Source organism: Microbacterium sp. CnD16-F (assembly GCF_024124465.1).
GTDB lineage: Bacteria > Actinomycetota > Actinomycetes > Actinomycetales > Microbacteriaceae > Microbacterium > Microbacterium gawkjiense.
Genome location: NZ_JAMXSA010000006.1, coordinates 38,835 through 62,127 on the forward strand (window position 1 = coordinate 38,835; position 23,293 = coordinate 62,127).

Annotated in this window: 26 protein-coding genes; 13 read left to right on the forward strand and 13 right to left on the reverse strand. The window is 70.8% G+C overall.

Annotation, left to right across the window (positions count from 1 at the left end; all coding sequences use genetic code 11):
- Nucleotides 1-7: 7 nt before the first annotated feature.
- Nucleotides 8-253, reverse strand: a complete 246-nt coding sequence (locus tag NH287_RS03000; protein ID WP_253034423.1) for a hypothetical protein — start codon at nucleotides 251-253, stop codon at nucleotides 8-10.
- A 122-nt stretch (nucleotides 254-375) separates the two neighbouring features.
- Here NH287_RS03000 and msrA point away from each other — a divergent pair, with 122 nt between their 5' ends.
- The 5 genes from msrA to NH287_RS03025 all read left to right on the forward strand — a co-directional run bounded on the left by msrA (nucleotide 376) and on the right by NH287_RS03025 (nucleotide 4,287).
- Nucleotides 376-900: a peptide-methionine (S)-S-oxide reductase MsrA gene (gene msrA / locus NH287_RS03005; protein WP_253034424.1), complete on the forward strand. Its 525-nt coding sequence runs from the start codon at nucleotides 376-378 to the stop codon at nucleotides 898-900.
- Between the two features lie 168 nt (nucleotides 901-1,068).
- Nucleotides 1,069-1,542: a single-stranded DNA-binding protein gene (locus NH287_RS03010; protein WP_217531820.1), complete on the forward strand. Its 474-nt coding sequence runs from the start codon at nucleotides 1,069-1,071 to the stop codon at nucleotides 1,540-1,542.
- Between the two features lie 45 nt (nucleotides 1,543-1,587).
- Nucleotides 1,588-2,085 (forward strand): hypothetical protein, encoded by a 498-nt coding sequence (locus tag NH287_RS03015; RefSeq protein WP_253034425.1) that lies wholly within the window; start codon nucleotides 1,588-1,590, stop codon nucleotides 2,083-2,085.
- 50 nt (nucleotides 2,086-2,135) lie between these two features.
- Nucleotides 2,136-3,815: an energy-dependent translational throttle protein EttA gene (gene ettA, locus NH287_RS03020; RefSeq protein WP_064001999.1), complete on the forward strand. Its 1,680-nt coding sequence runs from the start codon at nucleotides 2,136-2,138 to the stop codon at nucleotides 3,813-3,815.
- Nucleotides 3,808-4,287 (forward strand): thioesterase family protein, encoded by a 480-nt coding sequence (locus tag NH287_RS03025; RefSeq protein ID WP_253034426.1) that lies wholly within the window; start codon nucleotides 3,808-3,810, stop codon nucleotides 4,285-4,287. Before ettA ends, NH287_RS03025 begins: the two co-directional genes overlap by 8 nt.
- A gap of 6 nt (nucleotides 4,288-4,293) precedes the next feature.
- On the opposite strand, the gene NH287_RS03030 is transcribed toward NH287_RS03025, so the two are convergent.
- Nucleotides 4,294-5,166, reverse strand: a complete 873-nt coding sequence (locus NH287_RS03030) for an acyl-CoA thioesterase II (RefSeq protein WP_217531826.1) — start codon at nucleotides 5,164-5,166, stop codon at nucleotides 4,294-4,296.
- Nucleotides 5,167-5,219: 53 nt separating this feature from the next.
- Here NH287_RS03030 and NH287_RS03035 point away from each other — a divergent pair, with 53 nt between their 5' ends.
- A complete protein-coding gene (locus tag NH287_RS03035; RefSeq protein ID WP_253034427.1) occupies nucleotides 5,220-5,894 on the forward strand; it encodes a hypothetical protein in 675 nt (224 codons plus the stop codon).
- 13 nt (nucleotides 5,895-5,907) lie between these two features.
- Here NH287_RS03035 and NH287_RS03040 read toward each other — a convergent pair whose 3' ends face one another.
- From NH287_RS03040 to pepN, 7 genes are all read right to left on the reverse strand, one after another.
- The gene (locus NH287_RS03040) at nucleotides 5,908-6,357 is read right to left on the reverse strand and encodes a globin (RefSeq protein ID WP_308210379.1); all 450 of its coding nucleotides are present in this window, start codon (nucleotides 6,355-6,357) and stop codon (nucleotides 5,908-5,910) included.
- Nucleotides 6,354-7,418, reverse strand: coding sequence for a mechanosensitive ion channel family protein (locus tag NH287_RS03045; RefSeq protein ID WP_064002004.1), 1,065 nt, complete (start codon nucleotides 7,416-7,418; stop codon nucleotides 6,354-6,356). Before NH287_RS03045 ends, NH287_RS03040 begins: the two co-directional genes overlap by 4 nt.
- Before the next feature lie 44 nt (nucleotides 7,419-7,462).
- Complete coding sequence (locus NH287_RS03050) at nucleotides 7,463-8,125, reverse strand: response regulator transcription factor (protein WP_253034428.1); 663 nt, start codon at nucleotides 8,123-8,125, stop codon at nucleotides 7,463-7,465.
- Entirely contained in the window at nucleotides 8,122-9,372 is a 1,251-nt protein-coding gene (locus tag NH287_RS03055) for a histidine kinase (RefSeq protein WP_253034429.1), read from the reverse strand. The genes NH287_RS03050 and NH287_RS03055 overlap by 4 nt, the downstream gene beginning before the upstream one ends.
- A gap of 9 nt (nucleotides 9,373-9,381) precedes the next feature.
- The gene (locus tag NH287_RS03060; RefSeq protein WP_253034430.1) at nucleotides 9,382-10,200 is read right to left on the reverse strand and encodes an ABC transporter permease; all 819 of its coding nucleotides are present in this window, start codon (nucleotides 10,198-10,200) and stop codon (nucleotides 9,382-9,384) included.
- Complete coding sequence (locus tag NH287_RS03065) at nucleotides 10,197-11,111, reverse strand: ABC transporter ATP-binding protein (RefSeq protein WP_253034431.1); 915 nt, start codon at nucleotides 11,109-11,111, stop codon at nucleotides 10,197-10,199. The genes NH287_RS03060 and NH287_RS03065 overlap by 4 nt, the downstream gene beginning before the upstream one ends.
- A gap of 106 nt (nucleotides 11,112-11,217) precedes the next feature.
- A complete protein-coding gene (gene pepN, locus NH287_RS03070; protein ID WP_253034432.1) occupies nucleotides 11,218-13,767 on the reverse strand; it encodes an aminopeptidase N in 2,550 nt (849 codons plus the stop codon).
- Nucleotides 13,768-13,891: 124 nt separating this feature from the next.
- On the opposite strand from pepN, the gene NH287_RS03075 reads away from it, so the two are divergent.
- The 6 genes from NH287_RS03075 to lnt are packed head-to-tail and all read left to right on the forward strand — an operon-like array spanning nucleotide 13,892 to nucleotide 19,728.
- On the forward strand, nucleotides 13,892-14,428 hold the full coding sequence (locus tag NH287_RS03075; RefSeq protein WP_217531842.1) for a ribose-5-phosphate isomerase: 537 nt from the start codon (nucleotides 13,892-13,894) through the stop codon (nucleotides 14,426-14,428).
- Nucleotides 14,428-15,420 carry an Fpg/Nei family DNA glycosylase gene (locus NH287_RS03080; protein ID WP_253034433.1) on the forward strand — a complete coding sequence of 331 codons (993 nt, stop codon included), beginning with the start codon at nucleotides 14,428-14,430 and terminating at the stop codon, nucleotides 15,418-15,420. Before NH287_RS03075 ends, NH287_RS03080 begins: the two co-directional genes overlap by 1 nt.
- A gap of 22 nt (nucleotides 15,421-15,442) precedes the next feature.
- Entirely contained in the window at nucleotides 15,443-16,087 is a 645-nt protein-coding gene (locus tag NH287_RS03085; RefSeq protein ID WP_217531846.1) for an FMN-binding negative transcriptional regulator, read from the forward strand.
- Nucleotides 16,084-17,586 carry an amidohydrolase family protein gene (locus NH287_RS03090; RefSeq protein ID WP_253034434.1) on the forward strand — a complete coding sequence of 501 codons (1,503 nt, stop codon included), beginning with the start codon at nucleotides 16,084-16,086 and terminating at the stop codon, nucleotides 17,584-17,586. The genes NH287_RS03085 and NH287_RS03090 overlap by 4 nt, the downstream gene beginning before the upstream one ends.
- 10 nt (nucleotides 17,587-17,596) lie before the next feature.
- A complete protein-coding gene (locus NH287_RS03095) occupies nucleotides 17,597-18,127 on the forward strand; it encodes a gamma carbonic anhydrase family protein (RefSeq protein WP_253034435.1) in 531 nt (176 codons plus the stop codon).
- 47 nt (nucleotides 18,128-18,174) lie between these two features.
- A complete protein-coding gene (gene lnt / locus NH287_RS03100; RefSeq protein ID WP_253034436.1) occupies nucleotides 18,175-19,728 on the forward strand; it encodes an apolipoprotein N-acyltransferase in 1,554 nt (517 codons plus the stop codon).
- A gap of 3 nt (nucleotides 19,729-19,731) precedes the next feature.
- On the opposite strand, the gene NH287_RS03105 is transcribed toward lnt, so the two are convergent.
- From NH287_RS03105 to NH287_RS03120, 4 genes are all read right to left on the reverse strand, one after another.
- Entirely contained in the window at nucleotides 19,732-20,103 is a 372-nt protein-coding gene (locus NH287_RS03105; protein WP_064002015.1) for an RNA polymerase-binding protein RbpA, read from the reverse strand.
- Nucleotides 20,104-20,212: 109 nt separating this feature from the next.
- A complete protein-coding gene (locus tag NH287_RS03110; protein ID WP_253034437.1) occupies nucleotides 20,213-20,986 on the reverse strand; it encodes a glycerophosphodiester phosphodiesterase family protein in 774 nt (257 codons plus the stop codon).
- The gene (locus NH287_RS03115; RefSeq protein WP_217531858.1) at nucleotides 20,983-21,927 is read right to left on the reverse strand and encodes an SPFH domain-containing protein; all 945 of its coding nucleotides are present in this window, start codon (nucleotides 21,925-21,927) and stop codon (nucleotides 20,983-20,985) included. Before NH287_RS03115 ends, NH287_RS03110 begins: the two co-directional genes overlap by 4 nt.
- Complete coding sequence (locus tag NH287_RS03120) at nucleotides 21,924-22,394, reverse strand: NfeD family protein (protein WP_217531859.1); 471 nt, start codon at nucleotides 22,392-22,394, stop codon at nucleotides 21,924-21,926. Before NH287_RS03120 ends, NH287_RS03115 begins: the two co-directional genes overlap by 4 nt.
- Nucleotides 22,395-22,530: 136 nt before the next feature.
- Here NH287_RS03120 and NH287_RS03125 point away from each other — a divergent pair, with 136 nt between their 5' ends.
- A complete protein-coding gene (locus NH287_RS03125; RefSeq protein ID WP_217531861.1) occupies nucleotides 22,531-23,292 on the forward strand; it encodes an SDR family oxidoreductase in 762 nt (253 codons plus the stop codon).
- Nucleotide 23,293: the final 1 nt, after the last annotated feature.

A 23,293-nucleotide genomic window follows, 5' to 3' on the forward strand; every position in this document is an offset into this window, starting at 1 on the left:
TCGTCGCTCAGCGGGAATCGTGGAGGGCCGCGACGGCGTCGTCCATACGCCAGAACTCCCCGACGTCGACGAAACCGCCCGCCGCGACGCGGTAGCGTCGGGCGAGGTAGCGGCATTCGTCGCCGTCACCGGTCCGTGCGACGTGGCCGATCACGCGGCCCGACCCGTCGACGACACGCGCCACGCGGTCGGACACCGCGACCAACCGGTACGCACGGAGCCGGTGGGCGGTGCTCGCTGCGATGGTGCTCATGGACCCTCCTCCGACGGTTCCACACGGTACGCTCGGCCTCCGACACTCCTCCCTCGGGGAACAGCGCAGCCGTCGCGCGCGTTCTCACCGGTGACGATCCCACAGTGAAAGGAAGGTCTCGCATGCAGACCTATGTGCTTGCCGGAGGCTGCTTCTGGTGTCTCGACGCCGCCTACCGCGCTCTCAACGGAGTCGTCTCGGTGGAGTCGGGATACGTCGGCGGATCGGTGCCGTCGCCGACGTACGAGCAGGTGTGCACCGGGACCACCGGGCACGCCGAGGCGGTCAAGGTGACCTTCGACGAGGAGGTCATCCCGTCCGACGTCATCCTCGATGCGTTCTTCACGATGCACGACCCGCGGCAGCTGAACCGCCAGGGCAACGACGTCGGCACCCAGTACCGGTCGGCGATGTTCCCCGCCGACGACGCGCAGCGTGAGACGTTCGAGCGTGCCGCCGAGCGCGCGGCCGAGTGGTGGGGCGGCGGACTCGTCACCACCATGGAGCCGCTGACGGAGTGGTACCCGGCCGAGGACTACCACCAGGACTTCTTCGCGAAGAACCCCGGTCAGGGCTACTGCCTCGCCGTCGCCGTTCCGAAGGTGAACAAGGTCCGGGCGCGGTTCGGCGAGTACGCCCGCAGCTGAGCCTCCTCCACAACGCCTCGGCCCCCGATCGGATCCACCGGTCGGGGGCCGAGGCGTTCGTGCGTGCGGCTCCGGCGCGATTCTGAGGGGGCTCCGACGCCCGCCGGGCACGCGGGCGTCGGAGCATCATCCGGGCACGCCGTGCCCCCGACCTCTCAAGGAGTCGCAATGAAGGATCACATCACGATCGTCGGCAACGTCGGCGCGGACCCCGAGTTCCGGCGGCTGCCCGACGGCACACCGGTGGTCTCCCTGCGGGTGGCGAGCACCGAACGCCGGTACGACGCGAAGGCCGGCGCGTGGGTCGACGGACACACGAGCTGGTACCGGGTGTCGGTGTTCCGCGCCCTCGGCGAGCACGTGGCCGCCTCCGTCCGACGGGGACAGCGCGTCGTCGTGCTCGGCACCCTCGCGATCAAGCGGTGGGAGGCCGGGGAGAAGTCGGGGACGGATGCCGAGATCGACGCTCTCGCCGTCGGGCACGACCTCGCGTTCGGGACGACCGTCTTCACCGGAACGAGTCGGCCGCGGGAAGAGGCCCGACCGGTCGAGGCGGATGCCGAGTGGGCACCGGCCGGGCCGGTCGAGGACTCCGCGGACGACCGCGTCGACCGCCCCGAACCGGTCGCGACGCCGTTCTGAGGGGACCCAGCCGGCTCGGAGGGCGCACGCCCTAGACTCTGGCCCGTGCGCCGACACCAGTCCCCGCGGGGAACCCGCCTGCTTCTCATCGCGTTCGCCCCCGCCGTGGCCGTGTCCCTCGTCGCGTGCGCGCCGGATGCGGCGCCGCGTGCCTCCGAGCCGGCCTCTCCTTCGCCGTCGATGTCGTCGCCCGGTCCCACGCCCACGGGGACCCCGGGTCCTGCCGACGGCTCGGCGGAGGCGCTCCTGCCGACCTTCACCTCCGTCATGGACGAGGTGTGGCGCGGATCGAAGTCCGTGAAAGGCCGCGACTACGTCGACGCGCTCGTCGCCGCCGGATTCGCGAAGGACGCCATGCAGGTCACCTTCGACGAGACGTCCGTCGGCCTCCCGGCCGACAGCATCCAGTTCTCGGTGCGCATCGATGACGAGTGCCTCGTCGGGCAGGTCGGTCCGTCGGTGCCGGGCCCGACCGCGCTCGTGATGCCGGGGCTTCCCGCGGGGGAGTGCCTGGTGGGGGAGACCCGCCCGATCGACTGGTGACCGCTCCGCGGTGCCGCAGGACGAAGCGTCGCCCGTAGACTTGGGTCGTTATGGCCGAATACATCTACTCCATGGTCCGCGCCCGCAAGGCCGTCGGCGAAAAGCTCATCCTCGACGACGTCACGATGGCGTTCCTGCCCGGTGCCAAGATCGGCATGGTCGGCCCCAACGGCGCCGGTAAGTCGACGATCCTGAAGATCATGGCGGGCCTCGACACCCCGTCCAACGGCGAGGCGAAGCTGTCCCCGGGCTTCTCGGTCGGCATCCTCATGCAGGAGCCCGAGCTCGACGAGTCCAAGACGGTCCTCGAGAACATCCAGGACGGCGTGGCGATCAAGCCCAAGCTCGACCGCTTCAACGAGATCTCCGCCCTCATGGCGGACCCCGACGCCGACTTCGACGCGCTCCTGGCCGAGATGGGCACCCTGCAGGAGGAGATCGACGCCGCCGACGGCTGGGACCTCGACTCCCAGCTGGCGCAGGCCATGGATGCGCTGCGCACCCCGCCGGCCGACGCCGCCATCGCGCCGCTGTCCGGTGGTGAGAAGCGCCGCGTCGCCCTCGCCAAGCTCCTGCTCCAGAAGCCGGACCTCCTGCTCCTCGACGAGCCCACCAACCACCTCGACGCCGAGAGCGTCCTGTGGCTCGAGCAGCACCTGCAGGCCTACAAGGGCGCCGTCATCGCCATCACCCACGACCGGTACTTCCTCGACAACGTCGCGGAGTGGATCGCCGAGGTCGACCGCGGGCGCCTCATCGGCTACGAGGGCAACTACTCGACCTACCTGGAGAAGAAGGCCGAGCGCCTCGACATCCAGGGCAAGAAGGACGCCAAGCTCGCCAAGCGCCTGAAGGACGAGCTCGACTGGGTGCGCTCGAGCGCCAAGGGCCGCCAGACCAAGTCGAAGGCGCGCCTGGCCCGCTACGAGGAGATGGCCGCCGAGGCCGAGCGCACGCGCAAGCTCGACTTCGAGGAGATCACGATCCCGCCCGGGCCGCGTCTGGGCAACGTCGTCATCGAGGCGAAGAAGCTGCAGAAGGGCTTCGGCGACCGTTCGCTCATCGACGGGCTCAGCTTCAGCCTGCCGCCGAACGGTATCGTCGGCGTCATCGGCCCCAACGGCGTCGGCAAGACGACCCTCTTCAAGACGATCGTCGGTCTCGAACCCCTCGACGGCGGCGACCTGAAGATCGGCGAGACCGTCAAGATCAGCTACGTCGACCAGTCGCGCGCCAACATCGACCCCAACAAGACGCTGTGGGAGGTCGTCTCGGACGGGCTCGACATCATCACGGTCGGCAAGACCGAGATCCCCTCGCGCGCCTACGTGTCGAAGTTCGGTTTCAAGGGACCGGACCAGCAGAAGAAGGCCGGGGTGCTCTCCGGCGGTGAGCGGAACCGCCTGAACCTGGCTCTCACCCTCAAGGAGGGCGGCAACCTGCTCCTCCTCGACGAGCCGACGAACGACCTCGACGTCGAGACCCTGAGCTCGCTCGAGAACGCCCTGCTCGAGTTCCCCGGCTGCGCCGTGGTCATCACCCACGACCGGTGGTTCCTCGACCGCATCGCGACGCACATCCTCGCCTACGAGGGCACGGCCGAGAAGCCCGACCAGTGGTACTGGTTCGAGGGCAACTTCGAGGCGTACGAGGCGAACAAGGTCGAGCGACTGGGGGCGGATGCCGCCAACCCGGCCAAGTCGACCTACCGCAAGCTGACGCGTGACTGAGGCCCGCATCCGGGTCCCCATCCACCTCCGGTGGGGGGACCTGGACGCGTACAACCACGTCAACAACGCGTCCATGCTGAAACTCCTCGAGGAGGCGCGCGTCCGCGCCTTCTGGATGCCGGGCGCCACCGAGCGCGCCGTGCCCACCGCGGTCATCGACGCGAGCCACGGCGCGGCGCAGCTGACGCTCATCGCGCGGCAGGAGATCGAGTACCTCGCGCCGGTGCCGTACCAGCGGGACCCGATCGACGTGCAGATGTGGTTCGGCAAGATCGGCGGATCGAGCGCCGAGGTGCACTACGAGGTCTTCACGCCCGAGGGCCACGAACCGCGGACGCTGTACGCACGGGCATCCACCGTCATCGTCCAGGTGGATGCGGTCACCGGGCGCCCTGTGCGGCTGTCGCCAGAGACGCGTGCCGCCTGGGAGCCCTACCTCGGCGAACCGCTGCCGCCGCTCGGACGCCGCTGAGGCGGCTCACTCGGGTGCGGGCACCCGGATCATGATCTCCTGCGCGACCGAGGCCACCAGCTGACCGTCGCGGGAGAAGATCCGGCCCGTCGCGAGCCCGCGACCGCCCTGCGCGCTCGGCGACTGCTGCACGTACAGCAGCCACTCGTCGACCCGCGCCGGGCGGTGCCACCACATCGCGTGGTCGAGGCTCGCGACCTTGAGGCCGGGGGTGGACCACGACGTGCCGTGCGCCCGCAGCACCGGCTCCTGGATCGTGAGATCGCTCATATACGCGAGGGCGGCCCGGTGCAGGCGCGGGTCGTCGGGCAGGTCGCCGCGGGTGCGGACCCAGACGGACTGCTGCGCCACCTTCTCGTCGCCCGCCGTCGCGTAAAGGGGCTGCTCGACGTGACGCACCTCGATGGGACTCTGGTCGAAGTGCCGCTTGCTCATCGGGTGGAGTCCGGCGAGCACCGCGTCGTCCGACAGGTCCTCGGGTCCGGGGACGCCCGCCGGCATCTCGTCCTGGTGCTCGAGCCCCGTGGCGTCCGTCTCGAACGACGCGATCATCGAGAAGATCGGGACGCCCTCCTGGAACGCCTGAGTGCGGCGGGTCGAGAACGACCGGCCGTCGTGGATGCGGTCCACGGAGAAGGTCATCCCGCGCGTCGAGTCACCCGGCCGCAGGAAGTAGCCGTGCATCGAGTGGGCGGCGCGATCGTCCTCGACGGTGCGCTCCGCGGCGATGACCGCCTGTGCGAGGACCTGCCCGCCGAACACCCGGCCGAGCGGCATCGACTGCGACACCCCGGTGAAGATGTCCTCGGTCGTGCGGGCATCGCTCGACGCGAGATCCAACACCGCCAGCAAACCGTCGACGTGATCCGATTCGCGCACAGCGTCCCCTCCCGGGCGACCCGAGGCGGCGCCCGGTTGGTAGTTTAGGTCGGATGGCCCCGCAGCTCGTTTTCCCCGACCCGCGCTCGGCGGCAGACCTCCTCACGTTCGCCGGACGCGCCGCCCGACTGGGCGATCCCGCCGTCCGCCTCCGCGCCGCCTCCGGCACGCTCGCCGTCTCCGCGGCCCCGCTCTCGCCGCGCGGGTTCGGCGAGGACACCCCGACGGTGCTCGGCATGCGGTTCCTGCGCATCGACCCCGAGCTCGCCTGCGATCTGGTGGTGGATGCCGGTGCCCTCCGCGCGGGAGACGACGCCACCCGTGTCGCCCTGCCCGACAGCGGCGTCTCAGCGGCGTGGGCGGGCATCTCCCCGCCGCGCAGCGGATGGGTGCCGGGCGATCCGGTGCCGGTCGAGAACCTCGCGCGCGCCGTGCGTCGCGGCGTCGACGAGGTGGCCCGTGCGCTGCCGGCGTCCCCCGGGGAGGACCTCGTGCGCACCGTCCGCGCCGCCGTCTGGGGCGCCGAGGACACCGAGTTGAACGGGCTCATCGCCGGGGTCGCCTTCGCGGCCGACGCACTCGGGTTCCTCGGGCCGGATGCGGGAGGGGAGGCATCCGTCCTCCGGACCGGCACGTGGACACGTGTCACGCTGCCCCGCGGTCACGTCCTCGTCCGGGCGGGCAACCCGACGGGGCTGACCGCCGTGCGCGCGACCGGCATCCGCTGAGCGGACGACGGGCTCAGGACTCGGGACGCACCGGCAGCGTCGATCCGCCGTGCGGCTTCGCGGTCGGTCCGATGCCCGTCGGCTCGAAGGTGTTCACCATGGCGTGGGCGGCACGCTGGAGGTAATCCCACAGCGTCGCCTCGTGCAGCGGCGACAGGTGCGCCTCGTCGACCGCGATGCGCATGGCTCGCAACCAGCGGTCGCGGGCGTCCGGGTTGACGTGGAACGGCGCGTGGCGCATCCGCAGGCGCGGGTGACCGCGCGTCTCGCCGTAGGTGGTCGGACCGCCCCAGTAGTGCTCGAGGAAGAGCAGCAGCCGTTCGGCGGCGGGACCGAGGTCCTCCTCCGGGTACATGGGTCGGAGCACGTCGTCGGCGGCGACCTCGCGGTAGAACACGTCGACGATGCGCTGGAACACCTCGTGCCCGCCGACCTCGTCGTAGAAGCTCACGGTCTCGCTCACGGGGCCGAGCTCCCCTCGGGTGCGTCTCCGTCGGTGCGCCCGCGTTTCTTCGGCCGCCACGCCAGCCGCGGCGGAGTAGCCGGAGCGACCTGCTGGGGCTTGGTCTTCGGTGGGTTCGCTCCGCGGATGCTCTGCACGGCGTCCGCACCCTCGAGCAGGGTGGACTGGAGCTGGGGGAGCGGCACACCGAGCGTGTCGAGCGCCGACTTCAGGCGCTTGCGCAGCGCACGCGAGACGTCGTCCTTCGCGTTCGGCCGGGTCTTGAGCACGAGACGCGTCACGAGGGTGTCGCCGTCGATCGACTCGAGCCCCCAGATCTCGGGCTTGTCGATGATGCGCGTACGCCATTTCGGTTCGCGGACGAGATCCTTCGCCGCGGTGAGCATGGCGTCCTCGACGGCGTCGATGTCGGCATCGGCCGGGACCCCGACATCGATCACGACGCGCGCCCAGCCCTGCGACATGTTGCCGATCCGGGTGATCTCGCCGTTACGGACGAACCAGAGCGTGCCGTTGACATCGCGCACGTGCGTGACGCGGACGCTCACGTACTCGACGATGCCGGTCGCGAGCCCCACATCGACGACGTCGCCGATGCCGATCTGGTCCTCGGCCACGATGAAGATGCCGTTGAGGACGTCCTTGACGATGTTCTGCGCGCCGAAGCCCAAGCCCGCACCGATGGCCGCGGACAGCAGGGCGAAGGAGCCGAGCACCCCCTGGTTGATGATCGACACGATCGTGAGCACCGCGACGATGACGATCGCCACGTTGACGATGTTGGTGAGGATCGATCCCAGCGTGCGGGTGCGCTGGACGATCCGGACCCGCGCCAGCGGCGACATGTCGATCGCGCGCGTGTCCTCGGCGGCCGCGCGGGACTTGGCGCCCGTCACGATCCGGTCCACGACGCGCGCGATGAGCCGTCGCATCAGCCACGACGCGGCGAGGGCCACCACGACGGTGACCGCCACCCACAGGATGTTCCAGCCCGCATCGACGAGGAAGCGGAGGAAGCCGTCGCGGACGGTCTCCCAGTCGACAGCACCCGTTCCGTTCATCCCACCGATCCTATCGAGCCCGTCCCGGACCGACCTGAGACGCGTCAGGAGTCGGCCGGGTCCGCCAGCCCGTGGGCGATGAGCACAGCGTGCACCCGGTCGCGCGCCGGGAGCTTGGCGAGGATCCGCCCGACGTGCGTCTTGACGGTGGATTCGCCGAGGAACAGCGCCGCGGAGATCTCCGCGTTCGTGAGCCCGCGCGCCATCGCGTCGAGCACCTCCTGCTCGCGGGCCGTCAATGCGGCGCTCCGGTGCGGCGCGGGGTGCGGTCGCCCTCCCGCGGTGACCAGCTCGATCATCCGGCGGGTGACGCGGGGCGAGAGCGTGGCCTCGCCGGCAGCGACCGCCCGGACGGCCGCGACGAGCTCTTCCCGCTCGGCATCCTTCAGAAGGAAGCCGCCGGCACCGGCGCGGAGCGCGCCGAAGGCGTACTCGTCGAGGTCGAACGTCGTCAGGACGAGCACGCGGGTGCCGGGATGATCGCGACGGATGCGGCCGGTCGCCTCGATGCCGTCCATCCCCGGCATCCGCACGTCCATCAGAACGACGTCGGGCGCGAGCGCGGCGACGGCGTCGACGGCCGCGGCTCCGTCCGCGGCCTCGCCGACCACCTCGATGTCGTCGGCGGCTTCGAGCACCATCCGGAACCCCAGGCGGATGAGGGACTGATCGTCGGTGATGACCACGCGGATCGGTCGCTCGCTCATCCCTGCTCCTCCCGCGGCAGCCACGCCCGCACCGTCCATCCTCGCTGCTCGCCGGGGCCGGCCGTCACGGTGCCGCCCGCGAGTTCGACGCGCTCGCGCACACCCTGGAGGCCGAAGCCTCCCGCCGCCGAGGGAATCGGGGCGGACAGGCCGTCGTCGACGACCGAGACCGTGACTCCTTCGTCGGTGTACCGGATGTCCACGTCGATGCGGGTGGCCGCACGGGCATGGCGCAGGACGTTGGTCACGCCCTCCTGGACGATCCGCGACACCGCCAACCGCGTCGCCGTCGGCACGTCGGGCTCGCCCACCACCGTGAGGTGCGTCTCGAAGCCCGCAGCGCGGGCGGAGGCGACCGTCTCCGCCGTCGTGTCACGGACGAGAGGCGCGAGCGGAGCGGCATCCGCGTCCCGCAGGACACCGAGGGTCGCCCGCATGTCGCGGAGCGCCTCGCGACCCGTCGCCGAGATCGCCTCCGCACCGGGACGGGCGTGCGCGGCATCCTTCGACGCGGCCACCCCCTCGGCCAGCGTGACCATCACCGATAGCGAGTGGGCGACGATGTCGTGCAGCTCGCGGGCGATCCGCTCGCGCTCGGCTGCGGCGGCGAGCTGCGCCTGCTGATCCCGCTCGACGAGGAGGCGGCGGGAGTGCGCGATGAGGGCTTCGACGTAGCGTTTGCGGCCGCCGACGTTCGCGCCGACGAGCCCTCCGATCAGCATCAGAAGCGCTTCGCCGATGAGGACGTTCCAGGCGATGTCGGGGGCGATGATGCCGCTGAACCCGAGCGTGCCCGCCACGACGACCAACAGCGAGAGCCCCGCTCCCACGGCGATCAGGCAGACCCGATTGCCGCGGTAGACCGCGACGGTGTAGGTCGCGATCCCGACGAGCGGCCCGCCCAGCGACACCGGGGAGAAGAGGTAGGCCGCCGCGACGAGGACGGTGATCGCGAAGACCCCGACGGGGTTGCGACGACGGACGAGGAGGGCGAAGCTCCCGAGGACGACGACCGACGCGAGGACCGGCCAGATGCGGTCCCAGGTCTGCGGGTCGATCCGATCGTCTGCGACGGCCCGGTCCGGCAGGGCGACGACCGGAGCGACCGAGAGGATCAGGCAGAAGCCCGCGATCGCGATGTCGGTGAGGACCGGGTGACGCGCCCAGAACCGCCGGAGGACGCCGGGGGGACGCGGAAGCCGCGGCTCGGCCTCGGGAGAGGCGTCGCCACGGCTTCCGGTGATCACCCGATGACCTTACGCGTCGCGGGTGCGCAGCACGGCCCAGCCGAGGAGCAGGGCGCCCGCGGGCCAGGCGACGGTCGCGGCGAGAGAGGGCCAGAAGACCTCTCCGTCCAGGTCCGTGAGCGCCGCGGCCGCGTTGCCCGGCAGCCAACGGCCGAGATCGACGATCCACTGCCACGACTCGCCGAACAGCATGAACACCTGCAGCACGAGGGGCAGGACGAACAGGATGCCGACGGTCGTCGCGATCGCCCCGGCACCGTTGCGGATGATGAACCCCCACCCGAGGCCGAGCAGACCGAACGTGGCCATGGCCAGCACGCTGAGCAGCAGCGGCAGCCACAGCTCCTTCGCGTCGCCCCAGGCGTAGGAGTCGGCGCCGAGGATCGGCATGATCACGAGCCCGGCGATCGCCGACGTCACGGCCGCGAGCAGGGCGAGGGTCGTCGCGATCACGACGGACTTGGCCACGAGCACCCGACCACGGCGGGGCTCCGCCGTGATGGTCGAGCGGATCATCCCGGTCGAGTACTCGCCGGTGATCGCCATGGCGCCCAGGATGCCGGCCACGAGCATCGTGAACTGGACGGGCAGGGTGATGGCGGCGACGGGGCTCAACCCGGGACCGAAGCTCGACGACGCACCGGCGACCATCGCGGCGAGTCCCACGGTGAGAAAGGCCGCGATGCCCAAGGACCACCAGGTCGAGCGCAGCGTGAACAGTTTGAGGAACTCGCTGCGCACGAGGCGACCGAACGACAGCCGGGCGGACCGGTGACCCGGGGCGGACGTCTGACGGGTCAGGGGAGCGGACGGGGCGATGGCGGTCATCGCGCGACCTCCTTGGTCTGGTACTCGACAGCACCTTCGGTGAGGGCGAGGTAGGCGTCTTCGAGCGACCCGCTGCGCGGAGTCAGCTCGTGGAGCGGGATGCCGGCACGGGCGGCGGTGTCGCCGATCGCCGCGGCGGTGAGGCCGGTGACCTCGAGCACGCCGTCGGCACCGGACGAGACGGTCACGTCCGCGGCGGCCAAGGCGTTCGCGAGCTCGGCGGCGCGCGGAGAGCGCACCAGCACGGTGGCCCGGGTCCAGGCGCGCACGATCTCATCGATGCCCGCATCCGCGAGCACGCGCCCGCGACCCAGGACGATGACGTGGTCCGCCGTCTGCGCCATCTCGCTCATCAAGTGGCTCGACAGCAGGACGGTCCGCCCCTCGGCGGCCTGCGCTCGCACGAACTGCCGGACCCAGCGGACACCCTCGGGGTCGAGTCCGTTGACGGGCTCGTCGAGGATGAGGGTGCGCGGGTCACCGAGCAGGGCGGCGGCGATCCCGAGGCGCTGGCCCATGCCGAGCGAGAACCCGCCGGCGCGTTTGCCGGCGACGCTCTGGAGACCCGTGATCTCGATCACCTCGTCGACGCGCGAACGCGGGATGCCGTGGGTCGCGGCCATGGCCCGCAGGTGACTGCGCGCGCTGCGGCCGGTGTGGACCGCCTTCGCGTCGAGGAGGATGCCGACCTCCGTCAAGGGCGAGCGCATCGACCGGTACTCGCGTCCGTCCAGGGTGACCCGGCCGGCCGTGGGCCGGTCGAGCCCGACGATCATGCGCATCGTCGTCGACTTCCCGGCGCCGTTCGGGCCGAGGAATCCCGTCACCTTCCCGGGTTGGACGGCGAAGTCGATCCCGTCGACGGCGGTCTTGTCTCCGTACCTCTTCGTGAGGCCTTCTGCAACGATCATGACCTCGACGTTACGGACCGGATGCGTCCGCCGCGTCCCCCGTGAGGGCGATATCGACGAGGGGGCGTCGTACCACGGTACGACGCCCCCTCGTGTGTCCGGCGGCTCAGTCCTGGCGGTCGCGCTCCTGCACGGAGAGGGCACGCTCGACGCCGGCGAGGTTCTCGTTCACCAGGCGTCGGAGTGCAGCGGGCGCGTCCCGGTGCTCGGCGAGCCAGCCGCGCGTGGCGTCACGCAGGGCGGCATCGGCGAGGGGAGCCGGGTACAGCCCCACGATCAGGTACTGCGCGATCTGGTACGTGCGCGACTCCCACACCGGCAGCAGCATGTCGAAGTACGCGTCGACGAACTCGCGGAGCGCAGGCACGCCCGCGGGGTGTACGAATCCGGCCGCGGCCGAACGCACCACGGTGTTGGGCAGGTCGGCGCTGTCGACGAGGGACTGCCAGGCGGCGCGCTTGGCCTCCACCGACGGGAGCGCCGCGCGCGCCTGGGCGGCGAACTCGCCGCCCTTCGCGGTGTTGTCGGCCGCCAGGGCCTCGTCGATCTCCGCTGCGGAGACGACTCCGCCGGCGGCGAGCGACACGAGGAGCGCCCACGAGAGGTCGGCGTCGATCTCGAGCCCGGGCAGCTCCTGCGCGCCGGAGCGCAGCTGCGCGACGCGCTCCCACTGAGCGGGGGTGGATGCCGCCGACGCGTACGCCGTGACGAACTGCAGCTGGCTGTCGCTGCCGGCCTCGGCATCCTGCGCGAGTGCCCAGAGGCCCTCGGCGACGCGCTCGCGCGCGGCGTCGCGGGTCGCCGGGTCCACGTAGGAGTTCGCGGCGAGCTGCAGCTGGGCGAGCGTGGTGCGCACGGTGGTCGACTCGGTCTCGGTGCCGATGTTCTGCAGCACCAGGTCGAGGTACTCGGTCGCCGACGCCTCTCCGTCGCGCGTCTGGTCCCACGCCGCACCCCAGACGAGCGAGCGGGCGAGCGGGTCGCTGATCTTGCTGAGGTGCGCCGTGGCGGTGCGCAGCGACTTCTCGTCGAGCCGGATCTTGGCGTACGCGAGGTCGTTGTCGTTCAGCAGCACGAGGTCCGGCTGCCGGTGCCCCACGAGGTCGGGGACCTCGGTGAGGTCGCCGTCGACGTCGAGCTCGGAGTGGTGCGTCCGCACGAGCTCTTCGCCCTGCAGCGTGTAGAAGCCGACGCCCAGGCGGTGCGGGCGGATCGTCGGGTAGTCGGCGGGGGCGGTCTGGACGATCGCGAAGCGCGTGATCACCCCGTCGCCGTCGACGCGGATCTCGGGAGCGAGCGTGTTGACGCCGGCGGTCTCGAGCCACTTCTTGGACCAGGTGGTGAGCTCTCGCCCACTCGTGCTCTCGAGCTCGACCAGGAGGTCGCTGAGCTCGGTGTTGCCCCACGCGTGCTTCTGGAAGTACGCCGACACCCCCGCGAAGAACGCCTCGATGCCCACCCAGGCGGCGAGCTGTTTGAGGACGGATCCGCCCTTGGCGTACGTGATGCCGTCGAAGTTGACCTGCACGTCCTCGAGATCGTTGATCTCGGCGAAGACGGGATGCGTCGAGGGGAGCTGGTCCTGACGGTACGCCCAGGTCTTCTCCATGGCGTTGAACGTCGTCCACGCCTCGGTCCACTCCGTCGCCTCCGCCGTGGCGATGGTCGACGCCCACTCGGCGAACGATTCGTTCAGCCAGAGGTCGTTCCACCACTTCATGGTGACGAGGTCGCCGAACCACATGTGCGCGAGCTCGTGGAGGATCGTGACGACGCGGCGCTCCTTGACGGCATCCGTCACCTTCGAGCGGAACACGTAGGTCTCGGTGAAGGTGACGGCGCCGGCGTTCTCCATGGCGCCCGCGTTGAACTCGGGCACGAACAGCTGGTCGTACTTCGCGAACGGGTAGGGGACGCCGAACTTGTCCTCGAAGTAGGCGAAGCCCTGGCGGGTCTTCTCGAAGACGTAGTCGGCGTCGAGGTACTGCCACAGGCTCTTGCGCGCGTAGACGCCGAGCGGGATCGTGCGCCCGTCCGAGCTCGTGAGCTCCGAGAACACCTGCTCGTACGGACCGGCGACGAGGGCCGTGATGTACGACGAGATGCGCGGCGTCGGCTCGAACGACCAGGTCGCGAGGCCCTCACCCGCGGGCTGCGGCTCGGGGGTAGGGGAGTTGGAGACCACCTTCCACGCGTCGGGAGCCGTCACGGTGAAGCGGAACGTGGCCTTCAGGTCGGGCTGCTCGAAGACCGCGAAGACGCGACGCGAGTCCGGCACCTCGAACTGCGTGTAGAGGTAGACCTCGCCGTCGACGGGGTCGACGAAGCGGTGCAGGCCCTCCCCGGTGTTCGTGTACTCGCAGTCGGCGACGACGACGAGCTCGTTCTCGTCGGTGAGTCCCTCGAGCGCGATGCGCGAATCGGCGTACACCGCGGCGGGGTCGAGCGAGCGACCGTTGAGCGTGATCTCGCGGACGGTGCGGGCGATCAGGTCGACGAAGGTCGACGCGCCGGCGGTGGCGGCGAAGCGGATGACGCTGCGCGACGCGAAGACCTCGTCACCGGTGGTCAGATCGAGGGCGACGTCGTACGCGTGCGTCTCGACGGTCGCGCGGCGCTCCTGCGCTTCGATGCGGGTGAGGTTCTCTCCAGGCACGTTCGTGTCTCCCAGGGGTGAGGGTGGGGTGCCGTGGACAGGCGCTGCTGGCGCCGACGGCAACCGTCCCAGCCTACGCCGACGACTCGCCGGAACGGGGGATCCGCCTCCCTAGAATCGTCACATGCGCATCCACATCGCGACCGATCACGCGGGCATGGAGTTCTCGACCCGCCTGCAGCACCACCTGGCCGAAGCCGGTCACGACGTCGTCGACCACGGTCCCGTCACCTACGACCCCCTCGACGACTACCCGGCCTTCTGCATCCGAGCGGCCCAGGCGGTCGCCGAGGACCAGGCGCGCGGCATCCCGACGCTCGGTGTCGTGTTCGGCGGTTCCGGCAACGGCGAGCAGATCGCCGCGAACAAGGTGCGCGGCATCCGCGCGGCCCTCGTGTGGAACATCGCGACGGCCGAACTCGCGCGTGAGCACAACGACGCCAACGTCATCGCGATCGGCGCGCGCCAGCACACGTTCGACGAGGCGGTCGGGTTCATCGACCGCTTCATCGCGACCCCGTTCCCGGGAGAGGAGCGTCACGCGCGTCGCATCGCGCAGCTCGCGGCGTACGAGACGGACGGCACCCTCGAGGCCGATCCGCGCGCCGCGAAGCCCGACGTGCTCGACGCCTCGGAGACCTTCGACCCGGAAGCGGGCTGATGCCCGAGGGTCATTCCGTCCATCGCATCGCCCGTCAGTTCGACCGCAACTTCGTCGGCCGCCCGGTCGCCGCCTCGAGCCCGCAGGGACGTTTCGCGGAGGGCGCCGCCGTCCTCGACAGCCGGACCCCCACGCAGGTGCGCGCGGTCGGCAAGCAGATGTTCCTCGAGTTCGATGCTGACGTGTGGCTGCGGGTGCACCTCGGGATCTACGGCGCGTGGGACTTCGCGGGTGAGATCCTCCTCGACCCCACGATCGCGTCGGCGAACGGACGGATGGGGCAGACGAACCAGCGCGGGGTCGATCCGGTCTACGACGACGCGGGCGAGAACTCGCTGTCGTCGATCGGAGCGCCCCGTCGCACGCGCGGCGCGGTGCGGATGAGCGAGCAGACCCGCGGACTCGACGAGACGACGGATGCCGAGTGGCCGCCGCCCGTCGTTGGGCAGGTGCGCCTGCGACTGCTGACCGCGTCGACGTCCGCGGACCTGCGCGGCCCCACAGCGTGCGAGCTGCAGACCGTGGACGAGATGCTCGCCACCGTCGCCGCACTCGGACCCGACCCGTTGGTGGACGACGTGGCGGAGGGCGAGGAGCGTTTCGTCGCCGCCGTCCGGCGCAAGCCGACGCCCATCGGCCAGGTGCTGATGGATCAGAAGGTCGTGAGCGGGATCGGGAACGTCTATCGGGCCGAGCTGCTCTTCCGCGCGAACCTCAACCCGCACACGCCGGCGCGCGACGTGCCCGAGGAGACGGTGCGGGGTCTGTGGCAGGACTGGGTGCGCCTGCTCGCGATCGGTGTCGAGACCGGCCAGATGATGACGATGGACGACCTCGACCCGGAGGCGTACCGCCGTGCCATGGCGCACCGCGACGACCGACACTGGGTCTATCACCGCGCAGGGCTCCCATGCCGTGTGTGCGGCACGGCGATCGTCCTCGAGGAGATGGCCGCGCGGAAGCTGTACTGGTGCCCGCGGTGCCAGGCGTGATCCGGGACGGGAAGGGCGCACGGTGAGGCAGAACCCGAGTTTCACGATGACGGATGCCGCCGAGCTCCGCCGCGTGATCGACGAGAACCCCTGGGTCACGATCGTGAGCGACACCGAGGCGGGACTGGTGGCGTCCCACTACGCGGTCCTGCTGGACCCGACACGCGAGGACCTGACGATCGTCGGGCACGTCGGACGCCCGGACGATCTCATCCACGGCCTCGGCGAGGCCGAGATCCTCGTCGTCGTCCAGGGCCCGCACGGATACATCTCGCCCGGCTGGTACGGCGACGGCCCCGCCGTCCCCACCTGGAATTTCGTCTCGGTGCACCTGCGCGGTGTACCCGAGATCCTCTCGGCGGAGGAGAACCTCGCTGTCCTCGACCGTCTCGTCGACCGGTTCGAGGGGTCGATGCCGCAGCCGCGCCGCATGTGGGAGGCGCCGAACGACGACGAGTTCGTGCGCCGGCTGGAGAAGGGCACGGTCGGCTTCCGACTGACTCCGACGCACGTGACGGCTAAGCGCAAGCTCAGCCAGAACCGTCCCGACGAGGTCGTCGACACGATCATCGACCGCCTCGACGCCGGTGACAGCCCGTATGCCGATCCGCGTCTGGCCGACGAGATGCGACGCGCCCACGACGCGATCCGGGCGGCACGCTCGTGACGGCGTCGCGCGGCGAGCAGGTCGACGTCATCGCCGGCGTCCGGTTGACCGGCGCCGGGCGGGTCGACCCGTTCGGCGACGCGCCGGTCGACGTGCACCTGCGCGGCGGCGTCATCACGGACATCGCCCCGGCCGGTGCGCTGCCCCGCCGTGGTGTCGTCGTCGACGGCGACGGCGGATGGCTCGTCCCGGGGCTGTGGGACCACCACGTCCACACCGTGCAGTGGGCCCTCGTCGCGCAGCGGACGCCGCTCGGCGGCGTGACGAATGCGGTGCAGGCGGCATCCGTCATGGGGCACTCTCCCGTCCTCGACGACGGACGACGCGTCGGCACCGGCTTCCGTGACGCGCTGTGGCCCGACACCCCCTCGCTCCGTCTGCTGGACGAGCACACCGGCGAGGTCCCGACGTATCTCATCAACGCGGACGTCCACAGCGTCTGGCTGAACAGCGCCGCGTTCCGCCGCGAGTCGATCGCCCCGACCGCGGACGGCATCCTCCGCGAAGGACCGGCGTTCGAGATCTCGCGCCGGCTCAACGACGTGGATCCCGCCGTCTCGGACCGCTTCGTCCGCGACGCCCTCGACCGTGCCGCCGCCCGCGGCGTGACGGGCATCGTCGACCTCGACATGGCGTGGAACGCGGATGCCTGGGCCCGGCGCCTGAACGCCGGCTTCGACAGCCTTCGCGTCTCGTTCGGCGTGTACCCCGACCTCCTCGACCGCGCGATCGCCGTCGGACTGGCCACCGGCGACGCCGTCGACCCGCTCGGGCTGGTGCGCATGGGCTCCCTGAAGGTCATCACCGACGGCTCCCTCGGCACGAGGACCGCCGCGTGCTCGCATCCGTATCCCGACGATCCGCACAACACAGGTGTCCTGACGGTGGCTCCCGACGAGTTGGTGGACCTGATGATCCGGGCCACCGGCGCCGGGTTCTCCTGCGCGATCCACGCGATCGGCGACGTCGCGAACTCGCACGCGTTGGACGCCTTCGCCCTCACCGGCGCCACGGGCACGATCGAGCACGCTCAGCTCGTCGCGCACGCCGACATCCCACGCTTCGCTCGACTCGGCGTCGGTGCCAGCGTGCAGCCCGAGCACGCCGTCGACGACCGGGACCTGACCGATTCGGTGTGGGCGGCGCAGACCGCGCTGCCGTACCCGCTGCGCGCCCTCGCCGATTCGGGGGCCAACCTGCTGTTCGGATCGGACGCTCCGGTGTCGCCGCTCGACCCGTGGGCCGCGATGGCGGCCGCCGTCCACCGCACCCGCGGGGGACGCGCCCCGTGGCGCCCCGAGCAGGGTCTCGACGCGGCGACCGCGCTCGGGGCGTCGACGGCGGGCGGCTCCGCCACCGGGAGTGCGCTCGAGCCCGGCCTGACCGCGGACCTCGCCCTGATCGACCGCGATCCTCTCGCCGCCGACGACCCCGGTCTCCGCGCGACACGCGTGGGCGCGACGACGGTCGCAGGCCGGCTCACCCACATCGCCCCCTGAGGAGACCCCGATGACCGTGTCCGACCAGGCCACCCTGCTCGCCCTCCCGGAGGCGACCCCCGAGGTCGCCGACTCCGCCTTCGTCGCCGCCGGCGCGCGCGTGGTCGGCGCGGTCACCCTCGGCGACCGCGCGAGTGTCTGGTACAACGCGGTCCTCCGTGGCGACAGTGCGCCGATCTCGATCGGTGCCCGCAGCAACGTGCAGGACGGCGTCGCCGTCCACGTCGACGCCGAACACGGCGTCGAGGTGGGGGAGGACGTCTCGATCGGCCACAACGCCGTCGTCCACGGCTGCCGCATCGGCGACGGCACCCTCGTCGGGATGGGCTCGGTGATCCTCTCCGGCGCGGTCATCGGTGCGGGATGCCTCATCGCCGGGGGAGCGGTCGTGCTCGAGGGCGCCGTCATCCCCGACGGCTCGCTGGTCGCGGGAGTCCCCGCGACGGTGCGTCGCCCCCTCACCCCGGAGGAGCGGGCGGGGATCCTCCGCAACGCCGCGATCTACCTCGACCACTCCGCCCGTCACGGCGACGCGGCGTGAGGCGGCTTTTCAGCGTCGCCATAGCGGGTCTCATCTAGGCTTCCTCCATGCGCGACCGCCCCCTCCTCCCGCTCTGGCTGGCCCTGCCCGTGGCGGTCGCCGGCGGCGCCGTCCTGGACCTCGCCTTCCCCGACATCGGGGTCTGGCCGCTCGCCTTCGTCGGCGCGGCGATGACCCTGGTGACGCTCATCGGCCGGTCCGCATGGGGTGCGGTCGCTGTCGGTGCGGCGTTCGCGGCATCCTTCTACATGCTGCACATCGCGTGGATCACCCGCTACCTCGGCCCGGTCCCGTGGTTCGCCCTCGCCGGGGTTGAGACGGTGCTGAATGCCGTGGGCGCGATCGCCATCACGCTGGCCTACAGATGGTTGCCGAAGGTGCTGCCCGGCCCGTGGGCGCGCGTCGCCGCACTGCCTGCCCTCGTGGCCGCCGCCTGGACGGCGCGCGAGCAGTTCGTCGGATCGTGGCCGTACACGGGGTTCCCGTGGGCGCGGCTCGGGATGAGTCAGTCCGACGGTCCGCTCGCCGAGCTCGCCTCGTGGCTCGGCGTCAGCGGCCTGACCTTCGTCATGGTCTTCTTGACGGCCGCCGTCATCGAGGCCGTCCGCCTGCGGGTGTGGCGTCGCGTACGGCTCGCCGTGCCCGCGGCCGTCGCCGCCGCCCTTCTCCTGCTGGTACCGCAGTTCCCGACGACGGATGCCGGGACGATGCGTGTCGGCGCGGTGCAGGGGAACGGCCCGTCGGGGTACTTCGACCAGCGCGAGCCCTACGCCGTCTTCCGCGCCCAGCTCGCCGCCACGCAGCCCCTGATCGGCCAGGACCTCGACCTCCTGCTGTGGCCGGAGGGAGGCGTCGACGCCGACCCGATCAACAACTCCTCCATCGCCGATGCGCTCGACGACCTCTCCACCCAGGTCGACGCGCCGCTCCTGCTGAACGCCGCGACCGAGCGCGGCGACAAGATCTACAACACCTCGATGCTGTGGCAGGCCGGCGCGGAGAACCCGCTCGCACTCCACGACAAGACGCGTCCCGTCCCGATGGGGGAGTACGTCCCCGACCGATGGTTCTTCGAAGCGCTCGCGCCCGACCTCGTCGGGTTGATCCAGCGTGAGTACACCCCGGGCACGAACCCGCCCTTCTTCGACGTGGACGGCGTCGGCGTCGGGCTGGCCATCTGCTTCGACGTGATCTACGACGACGTCATCTGGGACGGTGCCCGCGACGGCGCCGAGGTCTACATGTTCCAAACGAACAATGCCGACTTCCGCGGGACCGACGAGAACGTTCAGCAGCTCGGTTTCGCCCGCATGCGCGCCATCGAGACGGGCCGCTCGGTCGTCAACATCTCCACCGTCGGGACCAGCCAGGTGATCGCCCCGGATGGCTCCGTCATCGACGGCCTCGCCGCCGACACGGCCGGGGCGCTCCTGGTCGACGTGCCGCTACGATCCGGACTCACCCCCGCGGTCGTCCTCGGTCCGGCCCTCCAGTGGCTGCTGGGGTGGTCGGCGCTTCCGATGCTCGTCCTGCTCGGGATCCTCGCCCGCGGGCGCACAAAAGCGGCGCCGTCCGAAGAGGACGACGCCGCTGGAGTGTGAGGGTCAGGCGCTCAGCTTGTCCGAGCTGCCGCCGCGACGGGCGCGCAGCAGAGCGAGCCGCTCCTCCAGGAGCTCCTCGAGCTCGGGGATGGTGCGACGCTCCATCAGCATGTCCCAGTGGGTGCGTGCGGCCTTGTCACCGGAGTGGTCGACCACGGCGACCGTGTCGCCGATGCGTCGAACGGCCTCGGAACCGCAGGTGCGGCACTCCCAGGCCTCGGGAACCTCGGCGTCTGCCGCGAACGTGAGAACAGTCTCGCGCTCGCACTGGGTGCAGACGTAGGTGTGGTTGGTGCGCTCCACGAACACGACGCCCTCTTCGCTCTGTAGGCTCGAAGCGCCGAGACGCATGCCGCGCAGGCTGCGATCTGCCATTGTGTGGTCCTCTCGTCGTCGTCCTCAGGTATAACGAACTCACCTGTGCGGATCATCCGAGAAGACCTCAACGAGTGTGCTATTCACAGCCGATCTCCAGGACCGCCGGTTATACGCGAGATGCCCTCGTCGAGACGCCGACATCGGTCCGATCGGTCACGACGCCGTCGACGCCCATGTCCCACAGATGGCGCATGCGAGCGGGGTCGTCGACGGTCCACACGTGCACCTCGACGCCCGCCGCGTGCGCGGCGTCGATGAGGCGCGGGGACAGGATCCGGATGCCGCGATGACGCTCCGGGATCTGGAGCGCGTCGAGCCCCTCGAGGTGCCGCGCCGCGAGGCGGGGGAGCCGGGCCGTGACAGCCGCCAGCACCCGCGCGAGCGTGCGCGACCCCGCGGACGTCGCCGGCTCACCACCCCGCCCGCGGGCCGAGGTCAGGGCCGCGGCGCGGCGGGCGTCCGAGAAGCTCGTGAGGAGCACGCGGTGCGACTCGCGCGCGGTGAGCCTGCCGACGGGTTCGGCCGCGGCATCCGCCTTCACGTCCAGATTGAACCGCGCGTCCGGGAACGCATCGAGGACATCGGGCAGCACGGCGAGGCCGCCGCGCGTCGACATGATCTCGACGAGTTCGCGGGTGCGGACGGTCGCGACGGGGCGGGGGTCTCCGGTGACGCGTCGCAGATCGTCGTCGTGGAAGAGGATCACGTCGCCGTCGGCGGTGACGTGGCAGTCGGACTCGAGGTAGACGGTGCCGGTCGCGCGCGCGGCGGCGAGGGCGGCGACGGAATTCTCGACGACCTGCTCGGAGTCCGGCGGCACGAACCCGCGATGGGCGAGCACCCGCGGTGCCTCCTCACCGAGGAACCACGGATGCGTCATGGTGCCGGTGTCGTCCCGTCCGTCGGCCGGGCGGGTCCGCCGAACGCGGTGCTGAACGACTTGAGGGCATCGGTGAACTCGCTGGGGATGACCCAGAGCTTGTTCGACGCCCCTTCGCTGATCTTCGGCAGAGTCTGCAGGTACTGGTACGCGAGCAGCTTCTCGTCGGGGTCGCCCTTGTGGATCGCGTCGAAGACGTACTGGATCGCCTGGGCCTCGCCCTCGGCGCGGAGGACGGCTGCCTGCTTGTCACCCTCGGCCCGGAGGATCTCGGCCTGCCGGCGGCCCTCCGCTTCGAGGATCTGGGACTGCTTGGACCCCTCGGCGGTGAGGATCGCGGCACGCCGGTCGCGTTCGGCGCGCATCTGCTTCTCCATGGAGTCCTGGATGGACACGGGCGGATCGATCGCCTTCAGCTCGACGCGCGAGACGCGGATGCCCCACTTGCCGGTCGCCTCGTCGAGGACGACACGCAGCTGCGTGTTGATGTTGTCGCGGCTGGTGAGGGCCTCTTCGAGGTTCAGACCACCCACCACGTTGCGGAGCGTCGTCGTCGTGAGCTGTTCAACGGCACCGAGGTAGTTGTTGATCTCGTACGTCGCCGCGCGTGCGTCGGTCACCTGGAAGTAGACGACCGTGTCGATGGAGACGACCAGGTTGTCCTCGGTGATGACGGGCTGCGGCGGGAAGGACACCACCTGTTCGCGCATGTCCACCAGCGGGAGGAGCCGGTCGATGAAGGGAACGAGGAGGTTCAGGCCGGGGGAGAGGGTGCGCTGATAGCGACCCAACCGCTCCACGACACCCGCGTACGCCTGCGGGATGATCCGGATGGAGCGGAACAGGACGACGACGACGAAGATCGCGACGACGACCAGGAGGACGACGACGAAGATCTGGCCGACGAACGCGCCGACGTCGACGCGGGCGGGGAAGGTCATGCGGGGTTCCCTTCTTCGGGTGCCACCACGACGGTGGCGCCGCGGACGGCGGTGACGGTCACACGTTGACCCGGTATGACGGATGCCGTGGCGTCGAGCAGACGGGCGGTCCAGGTCTCGCCGTTGTCGAGCTTGACCGAGCCGTCGCCGTCCACGAACGCCGAGACCGCCCGCGCCGACATCCCGGTGAGCGCGTCGACGTTGGTCGGGACGTGCTGGCTGGAGCGATGCAGGGCGCGCAGCAGGAGCGGGCGGATCGTGAAGAGGAGGAGCGCCGACACCGCGGCGGCGGCGAGCACCTGGAGCCACCACACCCCTCCGGCGAGGTTCGCGCCGAGGCCGCCGATGAGGGTGCCGGCGGCGAGCATCAGGAACGTGAACTCGAGGGTGAGCAGCTCGATGATGACGAAGAGGACCGCGAGCACCAGCCAACCGATCCACAGGTACTGGATGAGATCGGGGAACATCGTCGGCTCCTTCGGTGAGCGTGTCCTCGCACCCTACCAACCGGGGTCGACGGCCAGGCCGAACCGCCCCCGATTGATAGGCTCGTCCCCGTCCCGTCCGTCTCGTGCACCCGCCGAGCACCCCGCAGGAGTCCCCATGTCGCAGCCCGTTCCCGCCGCATCCCTGACCGGCCAGACCGCCCTCGTCACCGGATCGTCCCGCGGGATCGGCGCCGACACCGCCCGCTACCTCGCGCAGGCGGGCGCGAACGTCGTCATCAACTTCCGCAACAAGGCACCGCGCGCCGAGAAGCTCGCGACGGAGCTGCGCGGCCTCGGAGTCGATGTGCTCACGGTCGGTGCGGACCTCACGGATCCGGCATCCGTCTCGGAGATGTTCGCCGCGGTGAAGGAACGCTTCGGTTCCCTCGACATCCTCGTGCTCAATGCCTCCGGCGGCATGGAAGGCGGCATGGCCGAGGACTACGCACTGACGCTCAACCGCGACGCCCAGGTGGGAGCCCTCGAGGCGGCGCTCCCGCTGATGTCCGAAGGCAGCCGGGTCGTGTTCGTGACGAGCCACCAGGCCCACTTCATCGAGACCACGCCGACCATGCCCGAGTACGAGCCGGTCGCTCGCTCCAAGCGCGCCGGCGAGGACGCCCTCCGCGAGCGGATCCCGGCCCTGACCGAGAAGGGCGTCGAGTTCGTCGTCGTCTCGGGCGACATGATCGAGGGCACGATCACGGCGACCCTGCTCGAGCGTGCGAACCCCGGAGCGATCGCGGAGCGCCGCGAGAGCGCCGGCAAGCTCTACAACGTCGCGGAGTTCGCCGCTGAAGTCGCCCGGGCCGCCGTCGAGCCGATCCCGGCCGACCACACGCGTCTCATCGGCGACACCAGCTCCTTCGGCGCCTGAC

What these genes read in the sequence shown, in the direction of transcription:
- NH287_RS03000 (WP_253034423.1), bottom strand. Translation starts at nt 253, where the DNA reads ATGAGCACCATCGCAGCGAGCACCGCCCACCGGCTCCGTGCGTACCGG.
- msrA (WP_253034424.1), top strand. Translation starts at nt 376, where the DNA reads ATGCAGACCTATGTGCTTGCCGGAGGCTGCTTCTGGTGTCTCGACGCC.
- NH287_RS03010 (WP_217531820.1), top strand. Translation starts at nt 1,069, where the DNA reads ATGAAGGATCACATCACGATCGTCGGCAACGTCGGCGCGGACCCCGAG.
- ettA (WP_064001999.1), top strand. Translation starts at nt 2,136, where the DNA reads ATGGCCGAATACATCTACTCCATGGTCCGCGCCCGCAAGGCCGTCGGC.
- NH287_RS03035 (WP_253034427.1), top strand. Translation starts at nt 5,220, where the DNA reads ATGGCCCCGCAGCTCGTTTTCCCCGACCCGCGCTCGGCGGCAGACCTC.
- NH287_RS03045 (WP_064002004.1), bottom strand. Translation starts at nt 7,418, where the DNA reads ATGAACGGAACGGGTGCTGTCGACTGGGAGACCGTCCGCGACGGCTTC.
- NH287_RS03050 (WP_253034428.1), bottom strand. Translation starts at nt 8,125, where the DNA reads ATGAGCGAGCGACCGATCCGCGTGGTCATCACCGACGATCAGTCCCTC.
- NH287_RS03060 (WP_253034430.1), bottom strand. Translation starts at nt 10,200, where the DNA reads ATGACCGCCATCGCCCCGTCCGCTCCCCTGACCCGTCAGACGTCCGCC.
- NH287_RS03065 (WP_253034431.1), bottom strand. Translation starts at nt 11,111, where the DNA reads ATGATCGTTGCAGAAGGCCTCACGAAGAGGTACGGAGACAAGACCGCC.
- NH287_RS03075 (WP_217531842.1), top strand. Translation starts at nt 13,892, where the DNA reads ATGCGCATCCACATCGCGACCGATCACGCGGGCATGGAGTTCTCGACC.
- NH287_RS03080 (WP_253034433.1), top strand. Translation starts at nt 14,428, where the DNA reads ATGCCCGAGGGTCATTCCGTCCATCGCATCGCCCGTCAGTTCGACCGC.
- NH287_RS03095 (WP_253034435.1), top strand. Translation starts at nt 17,597, where the DNA reads ATGACCGTGTCCGACCAGGCCACCCTGCTCGCCCTCCCGGAGGCGACC.
- lnt (WP_253034436.1), top strand. Translation starts at nt 18,175, where the DNA reads ATGCGCGACCGCCCCCTCCTCCCGCTCTGGCTGGCCCTGCCCGTGGCG.
- NH287_RS03105 (WP_064002015.1), bottom strand. Translation starts at nt 20,103, where the DNA reads ATGGCAGATCGCAGCCTGCGCGGCATGCGTCTCGGCGCTTCGAGCCTA.
- NH287_RS03110 (WP_253034437.1), bottom strand. Translation starts at nt 20,986, where the DNA reads ATGACGCATCCGTGGTTCCTCGGTGAGGAGGCACCGCGGGTGCTCGCC.
- NH287_RS03115 (WP_217531858.1), bottom strand. Translation starts at nt 21,927, where the DNA reads ATGACCTTCCCCGCCCGCGTCGACGTCGGCGCGTTCGTCGGCCAGATC.
- NH287_RS03120 (WP_217531859.1), bottom strand. Translation starts at nt 22,394, where the DNA reads ATGTTCCCCGATCTCATCCAGTACCTGTGGATCGGTTGGCTGGTGCTC.
- NH287_RS03125 (WP_217531861.1), top strand. Translation starts at nt 22,531, where the DNA reads ATGTCGCAGCCCGTTCCCGCCGCATCCCTGACCGGCCAGACCGCCCTC.